This window comes from Candidatus Ulvibacter alkanivorans, assembly GCF_003333325.1.
Lineage (GTDB): Bacteria > Bacteroidota > Bacteroidia > Flavobacteriales > Flavobacteriaceae > Ulvibacter_A > Ulvibacter_A alkanivorans.
Genome location: NZ_QOLC01000078.1, coordinates 1 through 24,536 on the forward strand (window position 1 = coordinate 1; position 24,536 = coordinate 24,536).

Genomic DNA, 24,536 nt, shown 5'->3' on the forward strand with positions numbered 1-24,536 from the left:
AACGTTTCGTCCTGTAGCGAATGACTAAGAACCGCCAAGAACATACGGTCAAGGCCAATAGAAGTTTCTACCACAAAGGGAGTGTAGCTTTCATTGAGTTCCGGATCGAAGAACTGAAGTTTTTTACCAGAATATTCCTCATGTGCCTTAAGATCGAAGTCGGTTCTTGAATGTATTCCTTCCAACTCTTTAAAACCGAATGGAAAATTAAACTCTATGTCGGCTGCAGCATTCGCGTAATGGGCCAATTTCTCATGATCGTGAAAACGATAGTTTTCTTCACCCATCCCTAAGGATAAGTGCCATTTCATGCGTGTTTCTCTCCAGTGTTCGTACCATTTCATCTCGTCACCCGGACGCACAAAAAACTGCATCTCCATCTGTTCAAATTCACGCATTCTAAAAATAAATTGTCTGGCTACAATTTCATTTCTAAAAGCTTTTCCGGTTTGTGCGATCCCAAACGGTATTTTCATACGTCCGGATTTTTGTACATTTAAAAAGTTTACAAAAATCCCTTGGGCGGTCTCCGGTCGAAGATAAAGATCGGTTGCGCTTTCGGCAGATGCGCCCAACTTGGTACCAAACATTAAATTAAATTGCTTTACGTCGGTCCAGTTTTTAGAGCCACTCACCGGGTCGGCAATGCCCAATTCTTCGATCAACGCTTTTACATCGGTTAGGTCTTCGTTTTCCAACGATCTTGCCATTCGTGATAGCACCTCTTTCTTTTCTGAAAGATATCGCACTACTCTAGGATTTGTCGATACGAATTGGTCTTCATCAAAACTTTCTCCAAATCGCTTGCGAGCTTTCGCTATTTCTTTTTGCGCTTTCTGTTCTAGTTTCTCTGCATAATCTTCGATCAATACATCGGCGCGATAGCGCTTTTTAGAATCTTTATTATCGATCAACGGATCGTTGAAGGCATCTACGTGCCCAGAGGCCTTCCAAGTAGTTGGATGCATCAAAATAGCAGCATCTATCCCTACGATGTTTTGGTGCATGTACACCATGCTGTGCCACCAGTAATCACGTATGTTCTTCTTTAATTCTACACCATTTTGAGCGTAATCGTATACAGCACTAAGGCCATCGTAAATCTCGCTGGAACCAAATATATATCCATACTCTTTCGCATGTGATACTACTTTCTTAAATTGATCGTCGTTGTTTGCCATAGCGCAAAAATAAAAAATCCGCTACGATAACGTCGTAGCGGATTTCATTTTTTTATACTGCTTTTATTATTTTAACTCCATGGTCGTAGAAGCGACTTGTTTCGGACCGTCAAAAACATTTATGACGTAGCGTCCTTCAATAAGATCTGCTTCGATCGCATCTACCAGCACACATACATCCAATTCTTCATTTTCGTAGTATACATTGGTCGATTCACTATAATTAAGCATTCCATTGTCGAAATTTAAGACGGCTTTCTTTCCGAGGATATTATTCTTAGGATTGATTACCTGAACATATAAAGTTCGGTCTCCTGCCTTCGCAATGGGATTGGGCGCCAGGGTAAAACAAGCACGCACCTTGTCTGCTCTACTAGAACGACGTGTATCTACAATTTTTCCACTATTGCGAATAATAACCGCTTCTCCACGAAGATCTATTGCATTTACTACCGAACCTTTTTTAATAGTTTCACTCATCACTTCATTTTCCATATTCACCGAGTCCACTACCTTGATCGTTTCGCTAAGCACCACATTCGTACTATCTCTTTCTATCGCCAATCGTTCGTTAGCAGCAATAAGACTATCGGCTCGTCTAAACAACATTTTACGCTCTTCCTTCAAACGACCTACCTCCGCCTTGTATCGCTTAATAAGTGCAACATTTGCTTCTGCATCTTTCACAGAATCTAATAACACTTCAATTCGTTCGCGAGCAGCCAACAAATCTTTGTCTTTAAGTTCATTATCTTGAATGATCTCATCGTAATTTGCAATAAGCTCTTCAAGTTCATTTTCTATATCCGCTTTTTGTGTCTCTAATGCGGTTACCGTACTTTTACTATCGTTATACAAGGTAAACGTGTACACTGCCAACGCAATTAGCAAAGCGGAAAGCACACCAATTAAAATCTTAAATTTTGTGCTACTGTTTTCTGTACTCATAATAAGTGTATTTCATTGGTTTAATTGGCTAAAGTACTAAGGCTTGGCAAGATGAAACGTTTATAAAATGGTAAAAAAATTAAATTTATGTTAAATCTATTGTTCCCAAAAAGCTGTGTGAGTTGCAATACCGTGTTGCTTAAGGGCGAAACTGTCTTATGCGCAAAATGCTTGCATGGATTACCCCTTGCCTGTCACCACAGGAACAATAACCCCGCAATGAAAAATGTGTTCTACGGTCGATTCCCTTTAGAGGCGGCTACTTCGTTGCTTTTCTTCCAAAAAAGGGGCAGCACTCAAGAATTGCTACATCAACTTAAATACAAAGGACGCAAGGAAATTAGTTCCTTTTTGGGTGCCTGGCTGGGTGCCGAACTTAAAGATTCTGAATCCTTTGCGACGGTCGATCTCGTGATTCCGGTTCCATTGCATAAACAACGCTTGCGAAAACGGGGCTATAATCAAGTAGAAGGCTTCGGAAAGGAAATTGCAAAAGCGCTAGCCGTACCCTATTGTGACGATGTATTGTTAAAAGTCTCAAAGACCGGTTCACAAGTTTTTAAAAAGAGGTTTACTCGCTTTGAAGCTGAAACGGTATTTACACTAGCGCGCCAACAAAAGATTGACAACAAACATATTTTACTGGTAGACGATATTGTTACAACAGGGGCAACCTTAGAGCAATGTGCCACGCACTTATTGCAAGCTAAAGGTGTAAAACTTAGTGTCGCGACCATGGCTATTGCATAAAAACTTTCCCTATTTTTGTGAACTTGAAAACAGCTTTTTCTCATAAAAGAACGTCTTGGCATCGGTTGATCTATCTTCCCATCGCGATTCTTTTTTTATTATCGTTTGTGGATTGTGCGAAGAAAGGCCGACCGAGTGGTGGGAAACGCGATAGTATACCGCCGGTTATCGTAAGAAGTAATCCCGAAAATTACACGACCAATTTCAATAGCAATGAGATTCGTATTTATTTTGACGAATACATCAAGCTAAACGAATTGCAGAAAAACCTCATCATCTCGCCACCGTTGCAATACCAGCCTATTATCACCCCAATCAATACTTCCAAAGTATTGAAGATAGAGATCCTGGATACGCTGAAAGAGAACACCACCTATTCTTTTAACTTCGGAAAGAGTATAGTAGACAACAATGAGGGCAACGAATTTGAGTATTTTAAATATGTGTTTTCAACAGGAGATTATATAGACAGCCTTCAGCTTTCGGGTAGGGTAAGAGACGCAGAACGACTGCAGCCCGAGCAACCAATAACGGTGATGTTGTACGAAGTAAATGAGCAATTTACCGATTCGATTATTTACCGCGAAAAACCAACCTATATCACTGTTACCAAAGACAGCACTAACACCTTCGAACTTACAAATCTTAAAGCCGGGGACTATCTGCTGCTTGCGTTAAAAGATAAGAACAACGATTTTATCTTTCAACCCACCAGCGACAAGATCGGTTTCGTAGCCGAGTACATCTCGTTACCTTCCGATAGCACCTATACGATGTCACTTTTCAAGGAAACCTTAGGTTATGAAATGGCACGTCCTTCTCACACATCAAAAAACGAAATACTATTCGGGTATTCGGGGAATATCGATTCGCTTCAGTTGGACTTACTCACTCAGGTTCCAAACGATTTTACGAGTACTACCTATCGTGATATTAAAACCGATACGCTTCATTACTGGTTTAAACCTTCCGTAGAAAAAGACACCTTATTATTTACCGCTACCAATTACAACAACATTGACACACTCGCTGTACGTATGCAGGACCTATATCGCGATTCATTAAAAATTAAAGCATTGAATTCCGGCACCGTGCTTCCTATGGACACTTTGCGCCTCTCGGCGAACACTCCCCTAGAAACGTTTGATTCAGAAAAAATAATCGTTACCGATAAGGACACCAGCTTAGTTGCAGCAGGCATACAGATCGATCCAACCCATAATCTTATTACAGTTAGTTTTCCGAAGCAAGAAGAACAGAATTACAAGGTAGAATTATTACCGGGCGCAGTTACAGATTTCTTCGGAATGACAAATGACACCTTGTCTTATCAGCTAAGAACAAAACCAACCTCAGATTATGGCACCTTGTCGCTCACGCTTCAAAATGTAAACAACCTTCCTGTGATTGTACAATTGGTGGATAAAAACTACGAGGTTGTAAAAGAACGATACCTAAAAGAAAACCGTCAAGTCTTGTTCGATTATATTGCACCGGGCACGTATTTTCTACGAATCGTATACGATGAAAATGCCAATCAAATCTGGGATTCGGGGAATTTTTTAGAACGCCGCCAACCCGAAAAGATCGTTTATTATCCTACGAGCTTAGAAGTTCGTGCCAATTGGAGCTTGAACGAGACCTTTATTCTAGAGTAAATCGATCGCGATCTACCAAGAATTGTAGGTGCTTTCTATGTTGCGTGATATGTTCCTTATCCAAGATAATGGTTTGTGTAAATTCCACATCGTTTTCTGCAGTGCTTATTTGTTCTCCGAGCACATCATACACAGCCGAATGCCCTACATACGAATGACCATTCCCATCCATTCCAACACGGTTTACCCCTATACAGTAACTCATGTTTTCTATTGCCCTCGCTTGCAGCAAGGTATCCCAAGCCATAATCCGTTTCTCCGGCCAATTGGCCACGTATAAGAGAACGTCATAGTCTTCTGTGTTTCTAGACCACACGGGGAACCGAAGATCGTAACACACCAAAGGACATAATTTCCAACCTTTATAGTCTACCAACAATTTTTTAGTTCCGGCGGTATAGATTTTATGCTCTCCGGCCAATGTAAAAGTGTGTTTCTTATCATAGGTAACAACGTCTCCGGTTGGAAATACAAAATACAATCTATTAAAATAGGACTCACCTTCTTTTACGATCACACTCCCGGTAATGGCGGTATCGTAAGTTGATGCTTGAGATTGCATCCATTTTAGTGTGGTCCCTTCTGCTTCTTCAGCTAGGGCTTCGGCATTCATAGTAAAACCCGTGGTAAACATTTCCGGAAGTACAATTAGATCTGTTTTGGTTGTAAGCGCCGCTATTTTTTCTGAAAATTGGTTGCGGTTCGCTTCCGGGTTCTCCCAAACCAAGGCTGCTTGTATAAGCGTAATATTCAGTTCGTTTTTCATCGCGATACAGGTTCTAAAATGCTAACAATTTCTTTGTTACCTTGCATTTTGGCATGTTCTAGTGCTGTGTGACCACGAGCATCTTTGATCATAGGATTTGCACCGTTCGATAATAATAAGCGAACAAGTCCGGTTTGTCCAAATGTCGCAGCAAAAATAAGAGCAGTAGCTCCATTATAATTGGTGATGTTTACACTGGCATTATGCGCTATAAGTAACGCAGCGATAGATTCGTATCCTTTAAAACAAACGCCCATTAAAGCGGTGTTACCTGAAGCATCTTGGGCATCAACTTGCGGGTCGTGATTTAGAATGGTCGTAGTAATTGCTTCGGAACCATAATAGGTCGCTAATAATAATGGGGTTGAACCCCGCGCATCTTTTTCGCTTACAAGCTCGGGCTTACTTGCTAAAATTTTTTGCACCGAGGCAGCATCGCCTTCCCGGATCGCATTAAATAGATCTTCCTTTGTCATAGGCATAAAGATAATTAAAAATCATCCCGTAGAAAACACAATCGTACGTTCAAAATTTAAAGCACATCCACCATAGAACCTATTTATTAATCCCTACTTAACCTATGTCTAGATCGAATTAAAAATCTTGGCGGCAGCTTCCAGCGTTTCTTGTGTTTTGGCGAAACACACTCGAATTTGCTTAAAGTCCTGCTGGTGTTCATTGAAAACGGAAGTAGGAATAGTCGCTACACCGTGCTCTTTGGTAAGTTGTTCTGAAAATTCTGTATCCGGTGCATTAGAAATTTCGGAAAAATCCAATAGCTGAAAATAGGTTCCTTTTGAAGGGGTGAACTTAAATCGAGAATCCTTGATCAACGACAAAAAAGCATCTCTCTTCTCTTGATAAAGCGATGCTAGTCCCATATAATGTTCTGGAGTTTCCAAATAGGTTGCCAATGCTCGTTGTATGGGATGGTTTACACAGAAGACATTGTATTCATGAACTTTTTGAAATTCCTTCATGAGAGTTTCAGGAGCAATACAGTATCCCATTTTCCAGCCGGTATTGTGAAAGGTCTTTCCGAAGGAAGCCGTAATAAACGTACGCTTAGCCAAAGCTTCAAAACGAGCGGCACTTTGGTGTTCTTCACCATCGAAGACAATATGTTCGTACACTTCATCGCTCAACACCAACAGATCGTGCTTCTCGACCAACGATTCTAAGGCACGCATATCACTTTCAGAAAAAAGCATCCCACTTGGATTATGTGGGCTGTTGATCATAATCATCTTAGTTCTCGTGCTGATCTTAGAGGCTACTTCATCCCAATCTGGGCGGTATAACGGAGCCTTGAGCTGCACCGGGACAACCTTGCCACCAAATAATGTTACTGCGGGAGCATAGCAGTCGTATGCCGGCGTAAAAAGTATCACCTCATCACCTTTATGAATGGATGCGCCCAAGGCGGTAAAAATAGCTTGTGTTGCACCGGCAGTTACCGTAATCTCGGTGTCGGGATTGTAAGTTCGATGGTGTAGCGTCGATACTTTTTCTGAAATGATCGAGCGCAGTGCTCTAATACCAGCCATGGGTGCATATTGATTATACCCTTTCTTCATGGCATCGTGCACCAAATCGATAAGGATCGGGTCGCTCTCGAAGTTGGGAAAACCTTGAGACAAATTGATCGCATTATGTGCAGCTGCCATCTTACTCATAACAGTAAAAATGGAAGTTGATACATTCGGAAGTTTGGATGTGATCATGGCTAATTCGATTAAGTGGTTAATTTACAAGATGTAACGTCTCGGGTTGTGAGAAAAAACGTATCTTAGTTATCCAAATCTATAAAACCCATGAAGAAATATTGCTATTTCTTTTTGATGTTTTGTGTTTTTTTTCCAAGTAGGGCACAAGAATTGGAAAAAGGATTGGGGGCCGAGAGCGTTGAGAAATCCGTGTTGATTCAACAATATCCAGATACGACCGACCTTTCTATCTATACCGAAACTTTTGATCCTAGGGTACAAAAAAACCTAGCCATCATCAAAGAAGCATTTGCTTCTACCAATCCTTCTGTGATCCATAAAGGATATCGCTTGTTGGGTTACGACTATATGGCTATAGAGGATTCGGTATTGGCGAAAGAAAGTTTTGAAAAATCGCAGCACTTTGCGCAGCTTTCAAAGAATGATACTGCCATTGCAAGAAGCTATTCCGATCTGGCGAATTTCTATACCGTAATGAAGCGGCAATACACCAAGGCCAATCAGTTACACAATCTCTCGATCGACCTATACTCCAAATTAAAAGATACGGCCGGTTTAAGTGACGCGTATTTCAATAAGATCGTCACAGCCATTCGGGCAGAAGACTTTCGTACCGTATATACCGACATTATTAAGGCAAGAAAACTTAATGGGTTTGAAGAGAACACGGCAGCTTCTGTGGCCCTCGATTATTTCTTAGGAGCGTATTATGCCCAAAAAGGTGATTACAAAACAGCCGACATTTACTTTTTGAAGGCCATCGAAGTTGCCGAACGTCGAAATCTCATGAACGAACTCGAACAAGCCTATAGCTATTATTATAAAAGTCTTCAGAAGCAAGAACGGTATAAAGATGCGTTCGAAGCCTTGTTAATGTTCCAAACCTATAACGAAAAGAACAAGGCAAACGAACTTTCGATAGAACGGGCTGCCTTGTCCACTCGATTTCAAGTTTCGGAATACAAAAAAGATGTAAAAGCAGCCGAATTGGAAAGCGCACTGCAACAGGAGCGTGTAAGTAAGAATGAGATATTAAATATTTTCTTGATCATATTATCGACTTGCTTCCTTCTTCTTATGATAACGCTTTTCATCGCATATAAAAAACGAAGAGTGTTGGTGCAAGAGCTCAAAATCAAGAATGCAGAGTACCTCGAAGCGAAAGAAGAGACCGAACGCTTGTCACGCTCTAAAACCAAATTTTTTAGCACTATAAGTCATGAGTTACGAACGCCTTTATACGGTGTCATTGGCTTGAGTACTATTTTACTGGAAGACCCTTCGTTAAAAACCCATAAAGAAGATCTAAAATCGTTGAAGTTTTCTGCCGATTATCTATTGGCATTGATTAATGATGTCCTGCAATTAAACAAGATCGATGATAGCACATTAGGCAGTGAGAGTGGAACGTTTAACATTCGTGAATTGATAAAGAAGATCGCGGCATCGTTCGAGTATATGCGTATTCAGAACAACAATGAGATTCACATTCATATTTCCGATGCTGTTCCGAATCAGCTCTTCGGAAACTCGGTCCAATTATCTCAAATACTTATGAATTTGATCGGGAATGCGTGTAAGTTTACCGAGAACGGTCATGTATATATAATTGCCGAAACTACGGCTAATAGTATATCCAAATCAACGGTAAAATTTTATGTACGAGATTCGGGCATTGGCATTCCGAAGGAAAAACAAGAAACTATATTTGAAGAATTCTCACAACTTGGATCCGGGGGTTATAAATATCAAGGCACCGGACTTGGGCTGCCTATCGTAAAAAAATTATTGAAACTTTCCGGTTCCGACATTCATTTAAGCAGTGAGGAAGGCAAAGGGTCCTTATTTTCTTTTTCATTAGACTTTGAGGTAGTCGCGGAAGAATCTAAAAAGGAAACTATTATTTCGTTGGTTGACGACGAGGTCCTAAAAAATAAAAAAATATTGATCGTTGAAGACAATCGCATAAACCAAACAGTGACAAAAAAAATATTAGAAAAGCACAAGATCGAATGTACCATAGCAGAAAACGGAGCAATTGCGGTGGATAATGCAACCGACCATGAATACGACCTGATCTTAATGGACATTAATATGCCTGTAATGAATGGGATCGAAGCGACCAAGGAAATTAGAACATTCAATTCCAACGTGCCGATTCTAGCACTAACGGCCGTAGAAATTGAAGAGATGCGTCAGCAAATTTTCGATAGTGGCATGGATGGTATCATCGTAAAACCCTACGATGTAAAAACGTTTATACACACATTAGTACAACATCTTTCAGAAACAAAAGAAGCTTCCAAAAAGGAAGCTCCTAGTGTGCATGTTAGCTAATAATCTTAGTCGGAAATACTCGCTTTTAAGTACTCTCTATTAATACGAGCAATATTTTCTAACGAAATATCTTTTGGGCATTCAATATAACAAGCTCCTGTATTACTACATCCGCCAAAACCTTCCTTATCCATTTGTTCTACCATGTTTAAAACACGTCTACTCGCTTCTACTTCTCCTTGCGGTAATAAGGCAAACTGACTCACTTTAGCCGAGGTGAATAGCATTGCACTAGCGTTAACACAAGCCGCAACACACGCACCACAACCTATACAGGTAGCAGAATTAAATGCTTCATCGGCATTTTCTTTCTCAACAGGAATTGTGTTGGCGTCAATGGTGTTTCCGGAGGTATTAACAGAAATATATCCTCCTGCCTGCTGAATACGGTCGAACGCGCTGCGATCTACCACCAGATCTTTGATAACCGGAAAAGCGCGTGCTCTAAAGGGTTCGATCACAACCGTATCCCCATCGTTAAAACTACGCATGTGTAATTGACAGGTTGTAATGTGGCGCTTGGGTCCGTGTGGGCGACCGTTGATCTGTAAGTTACAACTACCGCAAATTCCTTCGCGACAGTCGTGGTCAAATTCAACCGGTTCTTCCCCTTTATCGATTAGATCGGCATTTAGAACATCCAACATCTCTAAAAAAGACATATCGCCATCTACATCGTCTACATTATACGTTTGTAGACTTCCTTTGGCATCAGCGTTCTTCTGTCGCCATATTTTTAATGTAAGCTTCATAGTATTCAGCTTTATATTTTATTTATAACTTCTAGTCTTTACTTCAATATTCTCGTAATCCAAAGCTTCTTTGTGCAATACCGCATCGGCCGGTTCCCCTTTGTATTCCCATGCAGCTACGTACATAAAATTCTCGTCATCACGTTTGGCTTCCCCTTCTTCTGTTTGGTACTCCTCTCTAAAGTGACCACCACAACTTTCTTCACGGTGTAAAGCATCTTTAGCGAACAATTCTCCTAATTCCAAGAAGTCGGCTACACGTCCGGCTTTTTCGAGTTCCTGATTCATTTCATCCATACCACCCGGAACACGCACGTCTTGCCAAAATTCTTCTCTCAGCGCTTTTATCTCGGTAATCGCTTCTTTAAGACCTTTCGCATTTCGGGACATTCCAACCTTATCCCACATGATCTTACCGAGTCGTTTGTGGAAGTGGTCTACCGACTTGCTTCCATTGTTATTGGCCAACTTTTCGAGACGCTCTCTAACTTGTTTTTCGGCTTCTTCAAATTCAGATTGCTCTGTAGAGATCTTTCCGGTTCGAATGTCTTGTGCCAAATAATCACCAATGGTGTATGGCAAGACGAAATAACCATCTGCCAATCCTTGCATCAAGGCAGAAGCTCCCAATCGGTTAGCACCGTGATCGCTAAAGTTTGCCTCTCCGGTAACATAACAGCCCGGGATGGTAGACTGTAAATTGTAATCTACCCATACACCTCCCATGGTATAATGTACGGCCGGATAGATCTTCATTGGGGTCTCATACGGATTCTCATCTACGATCTGTTCGTACATCTGGAAAAGGTTCCCGTATTTATTTTCAACGGCTTTTTTTCCTAATTCTTTGATGGTTGCTTCGGAAGGATTCTCGATCTTTTCGATCGCTGCTTGCTCCTTACCATAACGCATAATTGCCGAGGCAAAGTCTAAGAAAACTGCTTCTCCCGTCTTGTTTACTCCAAATCCGGCATCACAACGCTCTTTTGCTGCTCGTGAAGCAACATCGCGTGGCACCAAGTTTCCGAAGGAAGGATACCTACGCTCCAGATAGTAATCTCTTTCTTCTTCGGAAAGTGCGGTTGGTTTTAGTTCACCTTTACGTATGGCCTCTGCATCTTCTTTTTTCTTCGGAACCCAAATCCTACCGTCATTCCGAAGTGATTCAGACATCAGAGTCAATTTAGACTGATGGTCTCCCGAAACCGGAATACAAGTTGGGTGTATTTGTGTGTAACACGGATTTGCAAAATAAGCTCCACGCTTATGGATCTTCCAAGAGGCCGTGACATTACTTCCCATGGCATTGGTCGACAGGTAGAACACATTCCCGTATCCGCCGGATGCGATCACTACTGCATGAGCTGCATGTCGCTCTATCTTTCCGGTTACAAGATCACGTGCAATAATTCCTCTTGCTTTCCCATCCACAAGCACTAGGTCTAACATCTCATGCCGGTTATAAGGCTGGATCTTACCACGATTAATTTGTCGGTTCATTGCCGAATAAGCACCTAGCAATAACTGTTGTCCCGTTTGTCCTTTAGCGTAGAAAGTTCGAGATACAAGCACACCACCAAAAGAGCGATTGTCTAATAATCCGCCATATTCTCGAGCAAAGGGTACCCCTTGAGCGACACATTGGTCAATAATATTGGCCGATACTTCTGCAAGACGGTATACATTACTTTCGCGAGAGCGGTAATCTCCCCCTTTTACTGTATCATAAAACAACCGATAGACAGAATCTCCATCTCCTTGATAATTCTTGGCTGCGTTGATTCCACCTTGTGCGGCGATAGAGTGCGCACGTCTAGGAGAATCTTGATAGCAGAATGTTTTTACGTTATAGCCCAGCTCGGCTAAGGTTGCAGCAGCACTTCCACCTGCTAGTCCGGTACCTACAACGATCACATCGATGTTACGTTTGTTGGCCGGATTTACGAGATCGATCTCGTTCTTATGTTTTGTCCACTTATCAGCTAAGGGTCCTTTGGGTGCTTTAGAATCTAATATTGACATAGCTGTTCTTTTAGTGAGGAATTTGATTAAAATGTAGATAAATCGCGATAAAGATAAATCCTAACGGGATGGCAATAGCGTATACCTTGGTAAATCCTTTTACCGCCTTGGCGTATTTATTGTTCCAACCCATTGTTTGAAACGAAGATGCGAATCCGTGCCACAAATGAAACATCAATAAAACAAATGAAAGTACATATAACCCAACACGAATTGGATCTTCAAACTTATGCACAGTTTCGGCATAATAACGCGTAGGGTCATCCGGATTCGATTCGATGTATTTGTGGATCATTTCAGGGATCCAAAAATCATAGAAATGCAAGCCTAAAAAGGCTAAGATCACTGCACCGGAAATGATCATATTTCGCGACGCCCAAGTAGAATTCTCATTCCCTTTATAGGATTTGTAACTTTTTACACGGGCTCGATTGTTTCTCAACTCAATAATGATCCCCATCACGAAATGGAGTATCACACCAAGTATTAGTACCGGTTGTAGTAAGTATTGCACAACAATATTGGTTCCCATAAAATGCGACCAACTATTAAAAGTGTCTGGATCTATAGTAGCAGTAACATTGATCGTAAAGTGTTGTGCAAGAAAAAAAACAAGAAACAGACCAGAAAGCGCCATGGTAACTTTTCTGGCAATAGTAGAGGATGTAATTCCCATTATGGATGTGTTTTCTTTAGAATTGACTACAAAAATACGGCTGAAAGTACTTTTAGCCAAACATTATTATTTGTTTTATTGGTTAGCGACTGAACCCCTTTATTTTAACTCCATAGAAGTGGTCGCTTTTTTACCATTGGTAGAAATTTCTACCGTGTATGTGCCCTTCGGAAGATAATACGAACCGTTTGCGGCCTTAGAAATGGAATCGTCCTTTTTTTCTAACATCTTTCTTCCTTTTTCTGAAAGAGTGAGGTCATACGTTTCTAAATTTATTCCGGCAGCGACATCCATTTTCCATTCGTTCAAGGTTTCCCCTTCTTCAGAAAGAATAGAAATGGTAGCGGTTCCCGCTTGCGGACTGTAAAACTGAAGCTCTTCTTCGGGTGTGTAAGGATCACTCCATTGACTAAAACGGTCACCCCATCTTCTGGAGGTTCGAATGGGATCGATATCAGCAATGAGGACGTTGTTTCTTGTCTCCGGTGTTATCTTTTGAAGCAATGCAACATGCGCTATATAAATCGAACGGCCATGCGTTCCTACTACAAGGTCCTTAGCTTCTTCTTGAATCACTAGATCGTGCATGGCGACATTAGGAAGGCCTTCAGAAAAAAGTTGCCAGTTCGCACCCTTATCGAAAGTCATATACAATCCATTATCGGTACCCACGTACAATATGTTCTCATTCTCAGGGTCTTCCTTGATCACGTTTACAGGCGAGGCCGGAAGGCTATTCCCGATATTCTTCCAAGTAGCCCCATAATTATCACTCATATAAACGTACGGTGTAAAATCATCCCAACGGTATCCGTTCAACGTTACATAAACGCGTTCCTTTTTGTGTTTTGAAGCAATCACCCGACTTACCCATAGATCCTTTGGAAAGGAATTTGAAATATTGACCCAATTCGCACCACCACTTTGGGAAACATGTAACAAGCCATCATCACTTCCGGCATATAACAATCCGAATTGAAAAGGCGACTCACTAATAGACGTTAATGTGCCATAGGCTACATTCCCTTTTTTCCCACCTTTGGTAAGATCGCCCGATATAGCTTCCCAATCGTCTCCTTGATTAAGACTTCGCATCAATTTATTACCTCCTAAATAGAGGATGTCCTGATTATGCGGACTTAATAAAATTGGTGTTTGCCAGTTAAAACGATACGGACTCTCGCCAAGTTCATGCTTGGGTTGGATATAGGTTTGAGTGCCTGTCTCTCGATTTAGTCGGAAATAGTTTCCAAATTGAAATCCGGTATAGACGATGTCGCTGTTTCGATCGTCTATTTCTATTTGCATTCCGTCGCCCCCCATGATCGATTCGAATGGGTATTGACCGCTTTGATGCCAACTTCTGTTTTCCTTATTGGTATGCGGTCCTACCCAAACTCCGTTATCTTGTAGACCACCGTATACATTATAAGGTGTTTCGTTATCCACATTAATGGCGTAGAACTGTCCTACTTCCGGCTGATTGTTCTTGATCCACGTTTCACCGTCGTCATAACTTATATTTACCCCACCGTCATTTCCATCTATTAAATGTCCCGGTCGGTTCGGGTTGATCCAAAGTGCATGGTGATCGGCATGCACATTTTCGGCACTGATCGAGCTAAAGGTCTTTCCGCCATCCTTCGATTTTAGAATAGGAACTCCATAAATATAGATTCCATCCTTATCGCTTGGGTCTACATGGATCTTTCCGAAGTAATACCCATACGAATAATAAATACCATCTAAATATTCGTCGTGTGTTCTCTTCCAAGTTTTACCTCCATCGGTACTTTTATAGACCTCAGCTCCAATCACAGGTGTATCGAACAACATGCTGTTGGCATCCTCGAGATACTTGGCAAGATCGATAGGCTTTACCGCACCACTCTTTACCATATTCTTTACATTCTCCGGACGGTATTTCTCTTGAAATCCGTTTTCGCGCAAAAACTGCTTTAATTTATCGTTGTCGAGCGCAAGAAATTGTGAGGAGGTCATCACCTTAAAATTTTCCTTTGTTAAAGTAGTGGAGGCAGCGTCTTCCTTCTCGGCATCACGCCTATTTTGATTGTCGTGAATCGCATATACGGTATTGGCATCATACACAGCCAATCCAATACGACCGGTCCCTTCTCCGGTAGGGAAGCCACTTCCGGGCACAGATACTTTGGTCCAGGTGGAACCTGCATCGGTACTTTTATAGATCGCGCTCCCGGCACCGTCTCCTCTGAAATTCCATGCCTTACGATCTTTATCCCAAGCAGCGGCGTACATGAGCTCAAAATTATTTGGATCTTGTGCGATCTCTATAATTCCGGTTTGTTGGTTAACGAATAGGGTTCGATTCCACGTTTTTCCTCCGTCCATAGACTTATATACACCACGCTCACTGTTGGTAGAATATAAATGTCCTAAGGCACCCACGACTATCTCGCTTGAATTCTCCGGATTAATTAAAATACTACTAATATGGTGTGAATCTTTAAGTCCCATGTTCTCCCAAGTTTTACCTTGGTCTTGTGAGCGCAAGAGTCCAATACCGGCATAAGAGGAACGAGATGCATTCACTTCTCCGGTTCCCACCCAAATGGTTCCATTATTCCAGTCGACCGCTAAACTTCCAACATTCTGTGTAGCCGAATTATCTAGGATTGGCGTAAAACTAGTACCATTGTTGTTGGTATACCAAACCCCGCCAGTGGCGTAGCCTACGTAAAACTCGATAGGATTCTTCTCATTAACGGCGAGTGCAGTAACACGTCCGCTCATAACGGAAGGACCAATATTTACAAAAGGAAGGTTCTTGACCAAGGAGATCTCGGCCATTTTTTCTTTTTGCTGAAGGGCATTGTCAATAACTGAAACAGGAGTTGCAGGTTGTTGCGCCGTAACCAATAAGCTTAGTAATGTGAGCGCGGCAAATAGGAGATTTTTCATAGATAAAATTTGAAGGTGGAAATTACAGAAATGTGGCGGGTTGCACAAGAAATTAATTCAAAACATGGAGCATGAGTTGGCTAACTACCTTAGACTTCTTCCGAAGCAAACAACATAACACGAACTATAAGCTATAAATTTTAATACGATAGTAAATTCCCGTATTTTTGAAAAAATTCAGAAAAAACCATGAAATACCACCCAATAGACAGCAAATTATTTACTAAGAATCGCAAGAATTTTATGGCACAAATGAAGCCGAAAAGTCTTGCTGCTTTCAATAGCAATGACATATATCCGGTAGGCGCAGACAGCACCGTGCCGTTTCAACAAGCGAGAGACCTCTTTTATCTAAGTGGTGTAGACCAAGAAGAAAGCATTTTAGTGCTTTTTCCAGATGCCCCGGAAGCGAAACATCGCGAAGTACTATTTCTAAAAGAGACCAACGAACATATTGCCGTTTGGGAAGGTGAAAAGCTCACGAAGGAACGAGCCCTTGAAGTAAGCGGAATTAAAACCGTCTATTGGTTAAAAGAATTCGACAAGGTGTTCTTCGAGTTGATGACACAAGCCGAGACTATCTATTTTAATACGAACGAACACTACCGCCAAGCGGTAGAGACCGAAACACGGGAAGATCGTTTTATAAAACGGACCAAAGCCAAATTTCCTGCTCATAGTTGGGCAAAAAGCAATCCGATACTCCAACGGTTGCGATCGGTTAAGGACCCTATTGAAATTGATGTCATGCAGCAAGCGTGTACTATTACCGAAAAAGGTTTTAGACGCGTACTTGATTTCGTAAGACCTGGAGTTTGGGAACACGAGATCGAAGCGGAGTATATGCATGAATTTCTTCGGAATCGCTCGCGAGGCTTCGCTTATACACCAATAATCGCTAGTGGAAATAACGCCAATGTTTTGCATTACATTGAGAACAATCAAGAATGTAAAGCAGGTGACCTTATACTGATGGACGTTGGTGCCGAATACGCTAATTACAGTAGTGATATGTCTAGAACGATCCCAGTAAGTGGCAGATTCACCGATAGACAACGTCAAGTGTACGATGCAGTAAATCGCGTGAAAAATGATGCCACAAAAATGTTGGTTCCCGGTACACTTTGGAAAGAATATCATGTGGAAGTTGGAAAATTAATGACCTCCGAATTACTCGGTTTGGGTCTGCTGGATAAAGCAGATGTGCAAAATGAAGATCCGGACTGGCCTGCGTATAAAAAGTATTTTATGCATGGTACCTCACACCACATTGGATTAGATACACACGATTACGGGATTTTATGGGAACCAATGAAAGCGAATATGGTATTTACCGTAGAGCCCGGGATCTACATTCCTGATGAAGGCTTCGGAATTCGTCTCGAAGACGATGTAGTTATTCAAGAAAATGGGGCTCCTTTTAATCTTATGCGCAACATTCCTATTGAAGCAGAAGAGATCGAAGAGATCATGCAGTCGAAAGATACGTAATGTCTCTAGGGCGTGGCCGAAGAGATTTCTCACTGCGTTCGAAACGACATAGGACTGTCATTCAGAGCGAAGCGAAGGATCTAGACCGTGAGATTTCTCACTGCGTTCGAAATGACATAGGACTGTCATCCAGAGCGAAGCGAAGGATCTAGACCGTGAGATTTCTCACTGCGTTCGAAATGACATAGGACTGTCATCCGGAGCGAAGCGAAGGATCTTTCGTCTTACGCACCAAATTTGTAAGTACAAATGCCACCGTAGCTGGAAGTACCCACCCCATACTCGAATTGGACAAGGGGATGTATGTCGTTATAGAATCTAAGGCTCCTTCAGCAACAAAAAACTGAAGAAAATCGGGTATACTAAACACGAATGTGGTTGCCACAACCACACGAAATACGGTGACCGATGCCCATTTGGACGGCGTTATATTCAGGAGAATAAGAACAATGGTAATTGGATAAATAAACATTAGTGCCGGTAGTGCAATATCGATTATATAACCAACATTGAATTGCCCTACAGCCACACCGATCAAACATCCAATAAATGCTGTGATGCGATAGGCTATAATGGAATTCCCGGCCAGTCCTTTTACAAAATCGGCTGTACCCGTGACAATTCCAACGGCGGTGGTAAAGCAGGCTAATGCCACCAAAACGGCTAAGAAAGCGGTTCCTATATTTCCTAACGTTTCCGAACTTAAGAAGGTTAATAGCTGCGTTCGATTTATAATTTCGGCATCGGCACTATGCATAGCGCCAAGAGCAATTAATCCGCTATAAATTAAAAACAACCCAAGTCCGGCGAGCAATCCTGCCTTTGCGATCATCTTCTTTTTTTCCTCGTAATTGTATTTACCTTGTAAGGCTAATGAGATAACTATTACGCCACCAACAACGACACCTCCAATGGCATCGAATGTTTGATATCCTTCAAGTATTCCTTCAGTAAAAGCGTTATCGAAAATAGAGGCTCGTAGTGGCTCAGTTTCAGAAAAAATTCCAATCCCAATGATACATAATAGAATAATGATAATTAGTGGGGTCAAGAATTTCCCGATAAGACTTATGATCTTCGTCCTGTTTAAGGCAAACACCAACACCAACGAAAAATAGACTGCACTAATCCATAGCGAAGAAATCTCGAAATAGGGTTGGATCGCCATTTCATAGGTAACCGAAGCCGTTCTTGGACTCGGTAACGAAATGGAAATCGCATAAATTAAAATAGCGTACACCAACGCCAAGCTTGGTGATACTTTTTTTGCAAAATCTAATAAGGTACCTTGCAATCGTGCGTGACCATAGATCGCCATAATAGGAATGATCACTGCCGATAACGCAAATCCGATAGCCACCCAAATCCAAGAATCTCCTGCATTATAGCCTAAAAAAGGTGGCAAGATCAAGTTACCTGCCCCAAAAAAGAGTGAGAATAGGGCAAAAGCGGTAAGAAAGGTTTGTTTGCTGTAATTCATTAACAGATATTTGCCTGCCGAAGATAGAAAAATGATTTATCACTACGACAACACCCCAATATTTTATGAAATAAGTGGCAACGGACCTGCAGTTGTTCTGCTTCATGGCTTCTTAGAAAGCACCTCCATGTGGGGCTCGATCATAGAAGAATTTAAAGACAAACGGACCATCATTAGCATAGACCTTCCGGGGCACGGACAAAGTGGTGTGATTTCAGATACGCACTCGATGGAACTTATGGCAACGGTTGTTCTCGGAATTTTGCAAGAGCATGATTTCGAATCGGTAGCTGTTATTGGGCATTCAATGGGTGGCTACGTGGCATTGGCAATGGCCGAAAAGCATCCAAATTTGGTTTCAAAACTTATTTTGCTGAATTCGACTCCGGCAGCCGACTCACCCGAACGTAAAGTAAATAGAGACCGTGCACTAAAAGTGATAAAGACGAATCGGGAAGCATTTATTAGTATGGCGATCACTAATCTTTTTACGGAGCATTCTCAAAATGAATTTGCCGAGGAGATCGCACAATTAAAGAGAGAGGCGCTTTCTTTTCCTTCGGAAGGAGTAACTGCAGTGATACGAGGAATGCGTGATCGTAAGGATCGCAGTTTAGTTTTAAAGAATTATACCGGTGAAAAATACATGATCTGTGCGACCGAAGACCCAATCGTTCCTTTTCAAGCTTCCGAAGTACTGGCAAAATTTACAAAAACTCCTGTGAAAAAAGTTAGTGGCGGTCATATGAGTTTAACAGAAAATTATCAAGAAACAATTAAAATATTGCACTTAATCGGATAAATATTGCATTTTGTCGATTTATTTCAGAATTTTTTCTATATTTATTCCAACGAAAAAACTGATTACGATGAAATCCCTTCCCCAAAAAACAACGAATCCGTTATTAAGTCTTATTTGCACGACCTTTGGACATCGCTATATTATTAGCAGAAAGGTCACCAACCACGTTCATGAGTACTGCTGCACCCATTGTGGTAGAGAGGTTACCGATGCCAATGGCGGTAAGATCGAGGAACTGACCTCAAAAATTAAAGAAGTAAATACTAATTTGGCCGAATTTTTTCAGAAAAAGAGAAGACGCTTATCTGCCTAAGCATTATTCTTCATCCTTCATGGCATTCCAGCCTCGAGCAATAAGAGGAATTTTGGTGTTCGCTCTTGTAATCAAATGAGTTCCTTCCTTCACATCTGTTATATGACCAATTACCGATAGGTGTGGATTGCCTTTTATCTTCGGAAAGTCTTCTGTGCTAATTGTAAAGAGCAACTCATAATCTTCTCCGCCACTTAGCGCAATGGTCGTACTATCAAGTTCAAACTCTTCACACGTACTTATTACTTGTGGGTCTAACGGGATCTTATCCTCGTACAAGTTACAGCCTACATCACTACTCTTACAAATATGAATAATTTCAGAAGAGAGTCCGTCACTAATATCGATCATAGAAGTGGGTCGTACCTTCAACTCGGCTAGCAATTTAGGAATATCCTTACGAGCTTCAGGTTTTAATTGTCGCTCAATTAAATAGGTATATGCATCAAGGTCGGGTTGTGAATTGGGGTTTACTTTAAAGACCTCTTTTTCTCTTTCCAGCACCTGTAGTCCAAGATATGCTGCTCCAAGATCTCCGGTGACCACTAAAAGATCGTTTTCTTTTGCACCATCTCTATATACAATGTCCTCTTTTGCCGCCTGTCCAATAGCGGTAATACTTATAATCAATCCGGTGGTCGATGAGGTTGTATCGCCACCTACCACATCGATATCATAGATCTTTGCAGCTGTTTCGATACCTGCATACAGCTCTTCCAGTGCTTCCACCGGAAAACGATTAGACACTGCGATTGACACCGTTATTTGTGTTGCAGTTGCGTTCATGGCATACACATCGGATAGATTTACCATTACAGCTTTATAGCCAAGATGCTTTAATGGCATGTAGCTAAGGTCGAAATGAACTCCTTCTAAAAGTAGATCGGTGGTTACGACGAGTTGCTTATCACTTTCCGAAGCAATAACCGCCGCATCATCACCAATACCTTTTACGGTAGATTTTTGTGTTATTGTAAAATTCTTTGTTAGATGGTCAATGAGTCCGAATTCCCCTAATTGGGAAATACTCGTTTTACCGCTGTCTTTGTTTTCAAGCATGTACTATTCTCTTTAGGAATTGCAAAAATACGGGTTCGTTATTAAATAAGGTATGGATTATAAGTATATCTTAAAAGAAGTGAATGCAACTTCGAATAAATCTGAAAATTCTACGTTTACCCATAAAAATTCAAGTTGGCCATACCTAAGTTCAATTATTTAACAATTTAGCTGTATTTTTAGGGCCCTTAATAAATCGCTATGAAAAAAAGTTTTTACCTTCTCCTTTTTGTATTAATCGCATTTGCTTGTTCTTCAGATGATAACAGCGGAACGACTGACGACACAACCGATGACCAACAAACTACCGACGACGGTCCAGATCCGGTAGAACCTCCTACCAAGGCACCGTGTGAAAATGGAGTTGCAGGTATTTACCCGTGTAATGACTATGACCTCTTCTATCGTATGGCCCTAAGCACTTTTGCTGCCGGTTCCGGAAATGACAGTTGGGGTTGGACCGATCCTAATACGGGAAAAGAATATGCTATCATGGGACTAGACAACGGGACCGCCTTTATCGACATCTCGTTAGAAACCCCTGTTTATTTAGGTAAGTTACCAACAGAAACGACCGCAAGTTCATGGCGGGATGTAAAAGTGTATAACAATCATGCATTTATAGTAAGTGAAGCTGGCGGCCACGGTATGCAAGTGTTCGACCTTACGAAACTTAGAGATGTGGACAATCCTCCGGTAACGTTTTCGAGAGATGCCTTGTTTTCTGAATTCGGAAGCGCACACAATATTGTGATCAATGAAGATACAGGATATGCCTATGCCGTAGGTGCCGACAATTTTAGTGGTGGCCCTTTATTTATAAACATTCAAGACCCGCTAAACCCTGTTGGTGAAGGTGGATACGCAATGGATTCATATAGCCACGACGCACAGGTTGTAACCTACAACGGTCCGGATACCGACTATACAGGAAGAGAAATTTTAATTGGAAGCAATGAGAACGAGGTGGTGATCGTCGACATTACCGACAAGAATAACCCGCAGAATATTTCGACCATCTCCTACGGACAAGTAGGCTATACCCACCAAGGTTGGTTTACAGAAGACCAGACGCACTTTATTCTAGGCGATGAGCTAGATGAGTTGGATTTCGGTTTTAATTCGAGGACATTGATTCTAAATTTTACCGATCTTGACAATCCATTTTTTGTTGGGGATTATTTTGGACCAACAACAGCAATAGATCATAATGGCTATGTGAAGGGGGATCTCTTTTATCTGGCAAATTACACGGCCGGATTACGTGTGTTATCAACTTCCGATGTTGCCACAGGAACATTGTCTGAAGTAGGATTCTTTGATTCTTTTGTCGACAATGATGTGGCTTCATTTGATGGTGCCTGGAATGTGTATCCTTATTTCGAAAGTGGAAAAATTGTAATTAGCGACATTAATGGAGGGTTATTTATTGTTCAGAAAAAGCAGTAAAGTGTTAATTTTTAATCAGATTGTTTAAATTATCTATATAAAAACTCGACAAATTGTAGAAATTTTTTATTTTTGAACGCTTCTCAACTCAATTTTTTGTTGAATCAATAAAATGTCTATTTAGAACCCAAATCAATTATTCATAAAATTAATCAAATGAAAAAATTATTACTTCCCATACTGTTGGCATGTTTTTCTATTTCTGTAGCCCAAACTCCTTGTGTAGGTGGAATGGCAGGACCATACCCCTGTGATGGCTACACTTTGCAATCTGAACTTTCACTCAACCAATTAAATGCCGGTGGTGGAAACGATTCTTGGGGTTGGACAGACCCCACAACGGGAAAGGAATATGCCTTGATCGGTCTTAACAACGGAACCGCATTTATCGATATTTCAAATCCAACGAACCCTGTATTCTTAGGGAAGCTTCCCACACAAACCAGCAATAGTAGCTGGAGAGATGTGAAGACTTATAACAATCACGCGTTTATCGTAAGCGAAGCAAACGGGCACGGTATGCAAGTGTTCGATCTTACCCGATTAAGAAATGTGAACAATCCGCCTGTTACTTTTACCAATGATGGTTTTTATAATGGCTTCGGAAGCGCTCACAATATTGTGATCAACGAAGACACAGGATATGCCTATGCCGTAGGAACAGGAACCTTTAATGGAGGGCCTCACTTTATAAACATTCAAAATCCAACCAGCCCCGTTGCTGCAGGAGGATATTCGATGGATGACTACAGCCACGATGCTCAAGTGGTAACTTACTGTGGACCAGACGACGATTATGTTGGCAAAGAAATTTTAATTGGAAGTAACGAAAACGAAGTAGTATTAGTAGATATTACGAACAAATCGAATCCGGTAAGTATTTCCACTATTAGTTATTCTAATGTAGGGTACACACATCAAGGTTGGTTTACAGAAGACCAACGCTACTTTCTATTAGGTGACGAAACAGATGAATTTGGTAGCGGGTTTAACTCAAGAACCATAGTATTCGATTTTAACGACCTTGACAATCCGCAACTAGATTTTGAATATTTCGGCCCATCGCCGGCTTCAGACCACAATGGTTATGTAAAAGGAACAAAATTCTATTTGGCAAATTATAGAGCCGGGTTACGAGTGATCGACGTTAGCGATATCGCTAACGGGAACATAGTGGAAGAAGGTTCATTCGACACCTATCCATCTAACAACAATGCAAGTACAACAGGCCTTTGGAATGTATACCCATATTTTGAAAGTGGCAACATTGTACTTAGCGACATTAGCCGTGGTTTTATCTTAGTGAAGGCAAGTACGTCCGATACCACCGCACCCAATGCCAATTGCAGCGATATCACCGTTTCATTAGACGAAAATGGTAATGCAACGATAACTGCAGATCAAATAGATAATGGATCAAGCGATAACAGCGGTACCGTATTCTTGCAAATATGTAACGACACCTTCTCATGTGCCGACATTGGTACGAACAGTGTAGAATTGGAAGTGTATGATGACTTCGGAAATAGAGACTTTTGTACAGCGACAGTGACTGTAGTAGACGATATGGACCCAGAGATTTCATGTCCTAATGACCAATCGGCAGGATATGACAGTGGCGAATCGTTCTACACACTTCCGGATTATGCCGATGATGGTGATGTAAGTGCGACCGACAACTGTAGCACCTCGCCAAACATTACACAGGACCCGGCACCGGGCACCGAACTAACCGAAGGAACGTATACGATTTCTTTCGAAGCAACAGATAGTTCTGGGAACACTGTAGATTGTTCATTCGAACTTACCGTGATGCCTATTTTATCTGTTTCTGAAGCTGATTTTGCCGAAGGCCTTATTATCTATCCAAATCCGGCTTCCGAAGTATTACAAATAAAATCTTCTACCGAAGCAATTCATAGTATTTCCATAACCGATATTCTCGGAAAAACTATTTATTCAGAAGCTAATATCGATACACAACTTAAATCGATAGATGTGTCCGGATTCTCTGAAGGCCTTTATTTTGTAACACTGAACAACCAAGTGACTAAAAAAATTATAAAGCGCTAATTATCAGCTTGTAATTTTATTGATACTTTAACGTCTTATACCCACGCAGCATGATGCTTTAACATTTTAAATGGGTATATTTCGCTCTTAAATGTTTATTTTTAGGGCAAAA

Annotated in this window: 19 protein-coding genes; 8 read left to right on the forward strand and 11 right to left on the reverse strand. The window is 41.2% G+C overall.

The window, feature by feature from the left end; genetic code table 11:
* Window positions 1-1,181: glycine--tRNA ligase (locus DWA30_RS06800; protein WP_114491784.1), on the reverse strand; the 1,181-nt coding region annotated here is incomplete at its 3' end.
* 66 nt (window positions 1,182-1,247) lie between these two features.
* Window positions 1,248-2,129 (reverse strand): DUF8428 domain-containing protein, encoded by an 882-nt coding sequence (locus DWA30_RS06805; protein ID WP_114491785.1) that lies wholly within the window; start codon window positions 2,127-2,129, stop codon window positions 1,248-1,250.
* A 219-nt stretch (window positions 2,130-2,348) separates the two neighbouring features.
* Here DWA30_RS06805 and DWA30_RS06810 point away from each other — a divergent pair, with 219 nt between their 5' ends.
* Both DWA30_RS06810 and DWA30_RS06815 read left to right on the forward strand, forming a co-directional pair.
* Window positions 2,349-2,879 (forward strand): ComF family protein, encoded by a 531-nt coding sequence (locus DWA30_RS06810; RefSeq protein ID WP_317048341.1) that lies wholly within the window; start codon window positions 2,349-2,351, stop codon window positions 2,877-2,879.
* Between the two features lie 17 nt (window positions 2,880-2,896).
* Window positions 2,897-4,537, forward strand: coding sequence for an Ig-like domain-containing domain (locus DWA30_RS06815; RefSeq protein ID WP_168421750.1), 1,641 nt, complete (start codon window positions 2,897-2,899; stop codon window positions 4,535-4,537).
* On the opposite strand, the gene DWA30_RS06820 is transcribed toward DWA30_RS06815, so the two are convergent.
* The 3 genes from DWA30_RS06820 to DWA30_RS06830 form a co-directional block, all read right to left on the reverse strand.
* The gene (locus DWA30_RS06820) at window positions 4,524-5,303 is read right to left on the reverse strand and encodes an amidohydrolase (protein WP_114491788.1); all 780 of its coding nucleotides are present in this window, start codon (window positions 5,301-5,303) and stop codon (window positions 4,524-4,526) included. The genes DWA30_RS06815 and DWA30_RS06820 overlap by 14 nt on opposite strands.
* Complete coding sequence (locus DWA30_RS06825) at window positions 5,300-5,779, reverse strand: ankyrin repeat domain-containing protein (RefSeq protein WP_114491789.1); 480 nt, start codon at window positions 5,777-5,779, stop codon at window positions 5,300-5,302. The genes DWA30_RS06820 and DWA30_RS06825 overlap by 4 nt, the downstream gene beginning before the upstream one ends.
* Before the next feature lie 108 nt (window positions 5,780-5,887).
* Entirely contained in the window at window positions 5,888-7,027 is a 1,140-nt protein-coding gene (locus tag DWA30_RS06830) for a methionine aminotransferase (protein ID WP_114491790.1), read from the reverse strand.
* 90 nt (window positions 7,028-7,117) lie between these two features.
* Between DWA30_RS06830 and DWA30_RS06835 the strand changes: the two genes are divergently transcribed.
* Entirely contained in the window at window positions 7,118-9,367 is a 2,250-nt protein-coding gene (locus DWA30_RS06835; protein ID WP_114491791.1) for a response regulator, read from the forward strand.
* A 5-nt stretch (window positions 9,368-9,372) separates the two neighbouring features.
* On the opposite strand, the gene DWA30_RS06840 is transcribed toward DWA30_RS06835, so the two are convergent.
* The 4 genes from DWA30_RS06840 to DWA30_RS06855 all read right to left on the reverse strand — a co-directional run bounded on the left by DWA30_RS06840 (window position 9,373) and on the right by DWA30_RS06855 (window position 15,757).
* A complete protein-coding gene (locus DWA30_RS06840) occupies window positions 9,373-10,119 on the reverse strand; it encodes a succinate dehydrogenase/fumarate reductase iron-sulfur subunit (protein ID WP_114491792.1) in 747 nt (248 codons plus the stop codon).
* Between the two features lie 18 nt (window positions 10,120-10,137).
* The gene (locus tag DWA30_RS06845; protein ID WP_114491793.1) at window positions 10,138-12,141 is read right to left on the reverse strand and encodes a fumarate reductase/succinate dehydrogenase flavoprotein subunit; all 2,004 of its coding nucleotides are present in this window, start codon (window positions 12,139-12,141) and stop codon (window positions 10,138-10,140) included.
* 10 nt (window positions 12,142-12,151) lie between these two features.
* The gene (locus DWA30_RS06850; RefSeq protein WP_210725395.1) at window positions 12,152-12,817 is read right to left on the reverse strand and encodes a succinate dehydrogenase cytochrome b subunit; all 666 of its coding nucleotides are present in this window, start codon (window positions 12,815-12,817) and stop codon (window positions 12,152-12,154) included.
* Window positions 12,818-12,916: 99 nt separating this feature from the next.
* A complete protein-coding gene (locus DWA30_RS06855) occupies window positions 12,917-15,757 on the reverse strand; it encodes a VPS10 domain-containing protein (RefSeq protein WP_114491794.1) in 2,841 nt (946 codons plus the stop codon).
* Between the two features lie 189 nt (window positions 15,758-15,946).
* Between DWA30_RS06855 and DWA30_RS06860 the strand changes: the two genes are divergently transcribed.
* Window positions 15,947-17,248 carry an aminopeptidase P family protein gene (locus DWA30_RS06860; RefSeq protein ID WP_114491795.1) on the forward strand — a complete coding sequence of 434 codons (1,302 nt, stop codon included), beginning with the start codon at window positions 15,947-15,949 and terminating at the stop codon, window positions 17,246-17,248.
* 193 nt (window positions 17,249-17,441) lie between these two features.
* Here DWA30_RS06860 and brnQ read toward each other — a convergent pair whose 3' ends face one another.
* Window positions 17,442-18,728: a branched-chain amino acid transport system II carrier protein gene (brnQ, locus tag DWA30_RS06865; protein WP_114491796.1), complete on the reverse strand. Its 1,287-nt coding sequence runs from the start codon at window positions 18,726-18,728 to the stop codon at window positions 17,442-17,444.
* A gap of 31 nt (window positions 18,729-18,759) precedes the next feature.
* Here brnQ and DWA30_RS06870 point away from each other — a divergent pair, with 31 nt between their 5' ends.
* Both DWA30_RS06870 and DWA30_RS06875 read left to right on the forward strand, forming a co-directional pair.
* Window positions 18,760-19,530 carry an alpha/beta fold hydrolase gene (locus tag DWA30_RS06870; protein ID WP_114491797.1) on the forward strand — a complete coding sequence of 257 codons (771 nt, stop codon included), beginning with the start codon at window positions 18,760-18,762 and terminating at the stop codon, window positions 19,528-19,530.
* Between the two features lie 67 nt (window positions 19,531-19,597).
* Window positions 19,598-19,843 carry a DUF1660 family phage protein gene (locus DWA30_RS06875; protein WP_114491798.1) on the forward strand — a complete coding sequence of 82 codons (246 nt, stop codon included), beginning with the start codon at window positions 19,598-19,600 and terminating at the stop codon, window positions 19,841-19,843.
* Window positions 19,844-19,846: 3 nt separating this feature from the next.
* On the opposite strand, the gene thiL is transcribed toward DWA30_RS06875, so the two are convergent.
* Window positions 19,847-20,902, reverse strand: a complete 1,056-nt coding sequence (gene thiL / locus DWA30_RS06880; protein ID WP_114491799.1) for a thiamine-phosphate kinase — start codon at window positions 20,900-20,902, stop codon at window positions 19,847-19,849.
* A gap of 201 nt (window positions 20,903-21,103) precedes the next feature.
* Here thiL and DWA30_RS06885 point away from each other — a divergent pair, with 201 nt between their 5' ends.
* Complete coding sequence (locus DWA30_RS06885) at window positions 21,104-22,351, forward strand: choice-of-anchor B family protein (RefSeq protein WP_114491800.1); 1,248 nt, start codon at window positions 21,104-21,106, stop codon at window positions 22,349-22,351.
* A 156-nt stretch (window positions 22,352-22,507) separates the two neighbouring features.
* Window positions 22,508-24,424, forward strand: coding sequence for a choice-of-anchor B family protein (locus DWA30_RS13550; protein ID WP_114491801.1), 1,917 nt, complete (start codon window positions 22,508-22,510; stop codon window positions 24,422-24,424).
* Window positions 24,425-24,536: the final 112 nt, after the last annotated feature.

What these genes read in the sequence shown, in the direction of transcription:
- DWA30_RS06805 (WP_114491785.1), bottom strand. Translation starts at nt 2,129, where the DNA reads ATGAGTACAGAAAACAGTAGCACAAAATTTAAGATTTTAATTGGTGTG.
- DWA30_RS06810 (WP_317048341.1), top strand. Translation starts at nt 2,349, where the DNA reads ATGAAAAATGTGTTCTACGGTCGATTCCCTTTAGAGGCGGCTACTTCG.
- DWA30_RS06820 (WP_114491788.1), bottom strand. Translation starts at nt 5,303, where the DNA reads ATGAAAAACGAACTGAATATTACGCTTATACAAGCAGCCTTGGTTTGG.
- DWA30_RS06825 (WP_114491789.1), bottom strand. Translation starts at nt 5,779, where the DNA reads ATGACAAAGGAAGATCTATTTAATGCGATCCGGGAAGGCGATGCTGCC.
- DWA30_RS06830 (WP_114491790.1), bottom strand. Translation starts at nt 7,027, where the DNA reads ATGATCACATCCAAACTTCCGAATGTATCAACTTCCATTTTTACTGTT.
- DWA30_RS06835 (WP_114491791.1), top strand. Translation starts at nt 7,118, where the DNA reads ATGAAGAAATATTGCTATTTCTTTTTGATGTTTTGTGTTTTTTTTCCA.
- DWA30_RS06840 (WP_114491792.1), bottom strand. Translation starts at nt 10,119, where the DNA reads ATGAAGCTTACATTAAAAATATGGCGACAGAAGAACGCTGATGCCAAA.
- DWA30_RS06845 (WP_114491793.1), bottom strand. Translation starts at nt 12,141, where the DNA reads ATGTCAATATTAGATTCTAAAGCACCCAAAGGACCCTTAGCTGATAAG.
- DWA30_RS06850 (WP_210725395.1), bottom strand. Translation starts at nt 12,817, where the DNA reads ATGGGAATTACATCCTCTACTATTGCCAGAAAAGTTACCATGGCGCTT.
- DWA30_RS06855 (WP_114491794.1), bottom strand. Translation starts at nt 15,757, where the DNA reads ATGAAAAATCTCCTATTTGCCGCGCTCACATTACTAAGCTTATTGGTT.
- DWA30_RS06860 (WP_114491795.1), top strand. Translation starts at nt 15,947, where the DNA reads ATGAAATACCACCCAATAGACAGCAAATTATTTACTAAGAATCGCAAG.
- brnQ (WP_114491796.1), bottom strand. Translation starts at nt 18,728, where the DNA reads ATGAATTACAGCAAACAAACCTTTCTTACCGCTTTTGCCCTATTCTCA.
- DWA30_RS06870 (WP_114491797.1), top strand. Translation starts at nt 18,760, where the DNA reads ATGATTTATCACTACGACAACACCCCAATATTTTATGAAATAAGTGGC.
- DWA30_RS06875 (WP_114491798.1), top strand. Translation starts at nt 19,598, where the DNA reads ATGAAATCCCTTCCCCAAAAAACAACGAATCCGTTATTAAGTCTTATT.
- thiL (WP_114491799.1), bottom strand. Translation starts at nt 20,902, where the DNA reads ATGCTTGAAAACAAAGACAGCGGTAAAACGAGTATTTCCCAATTAGGG.
- DWA30_RS06885 (WP_114491800.1), top strand. Translation starts at nt 21,104, where the DNA reads ATGAAAAAAAGTTTTTACCTTCTCCTTTTTGTATTAATCGCATTTGCT.
- DWA30_RS13550 (WP_114491801.1), top strand. Translation starts at nt 22,508, where the DNA reads ATGAAAAAATTATTACTTCCCATACTGTTGGCATGTTTTTCTATTTCT.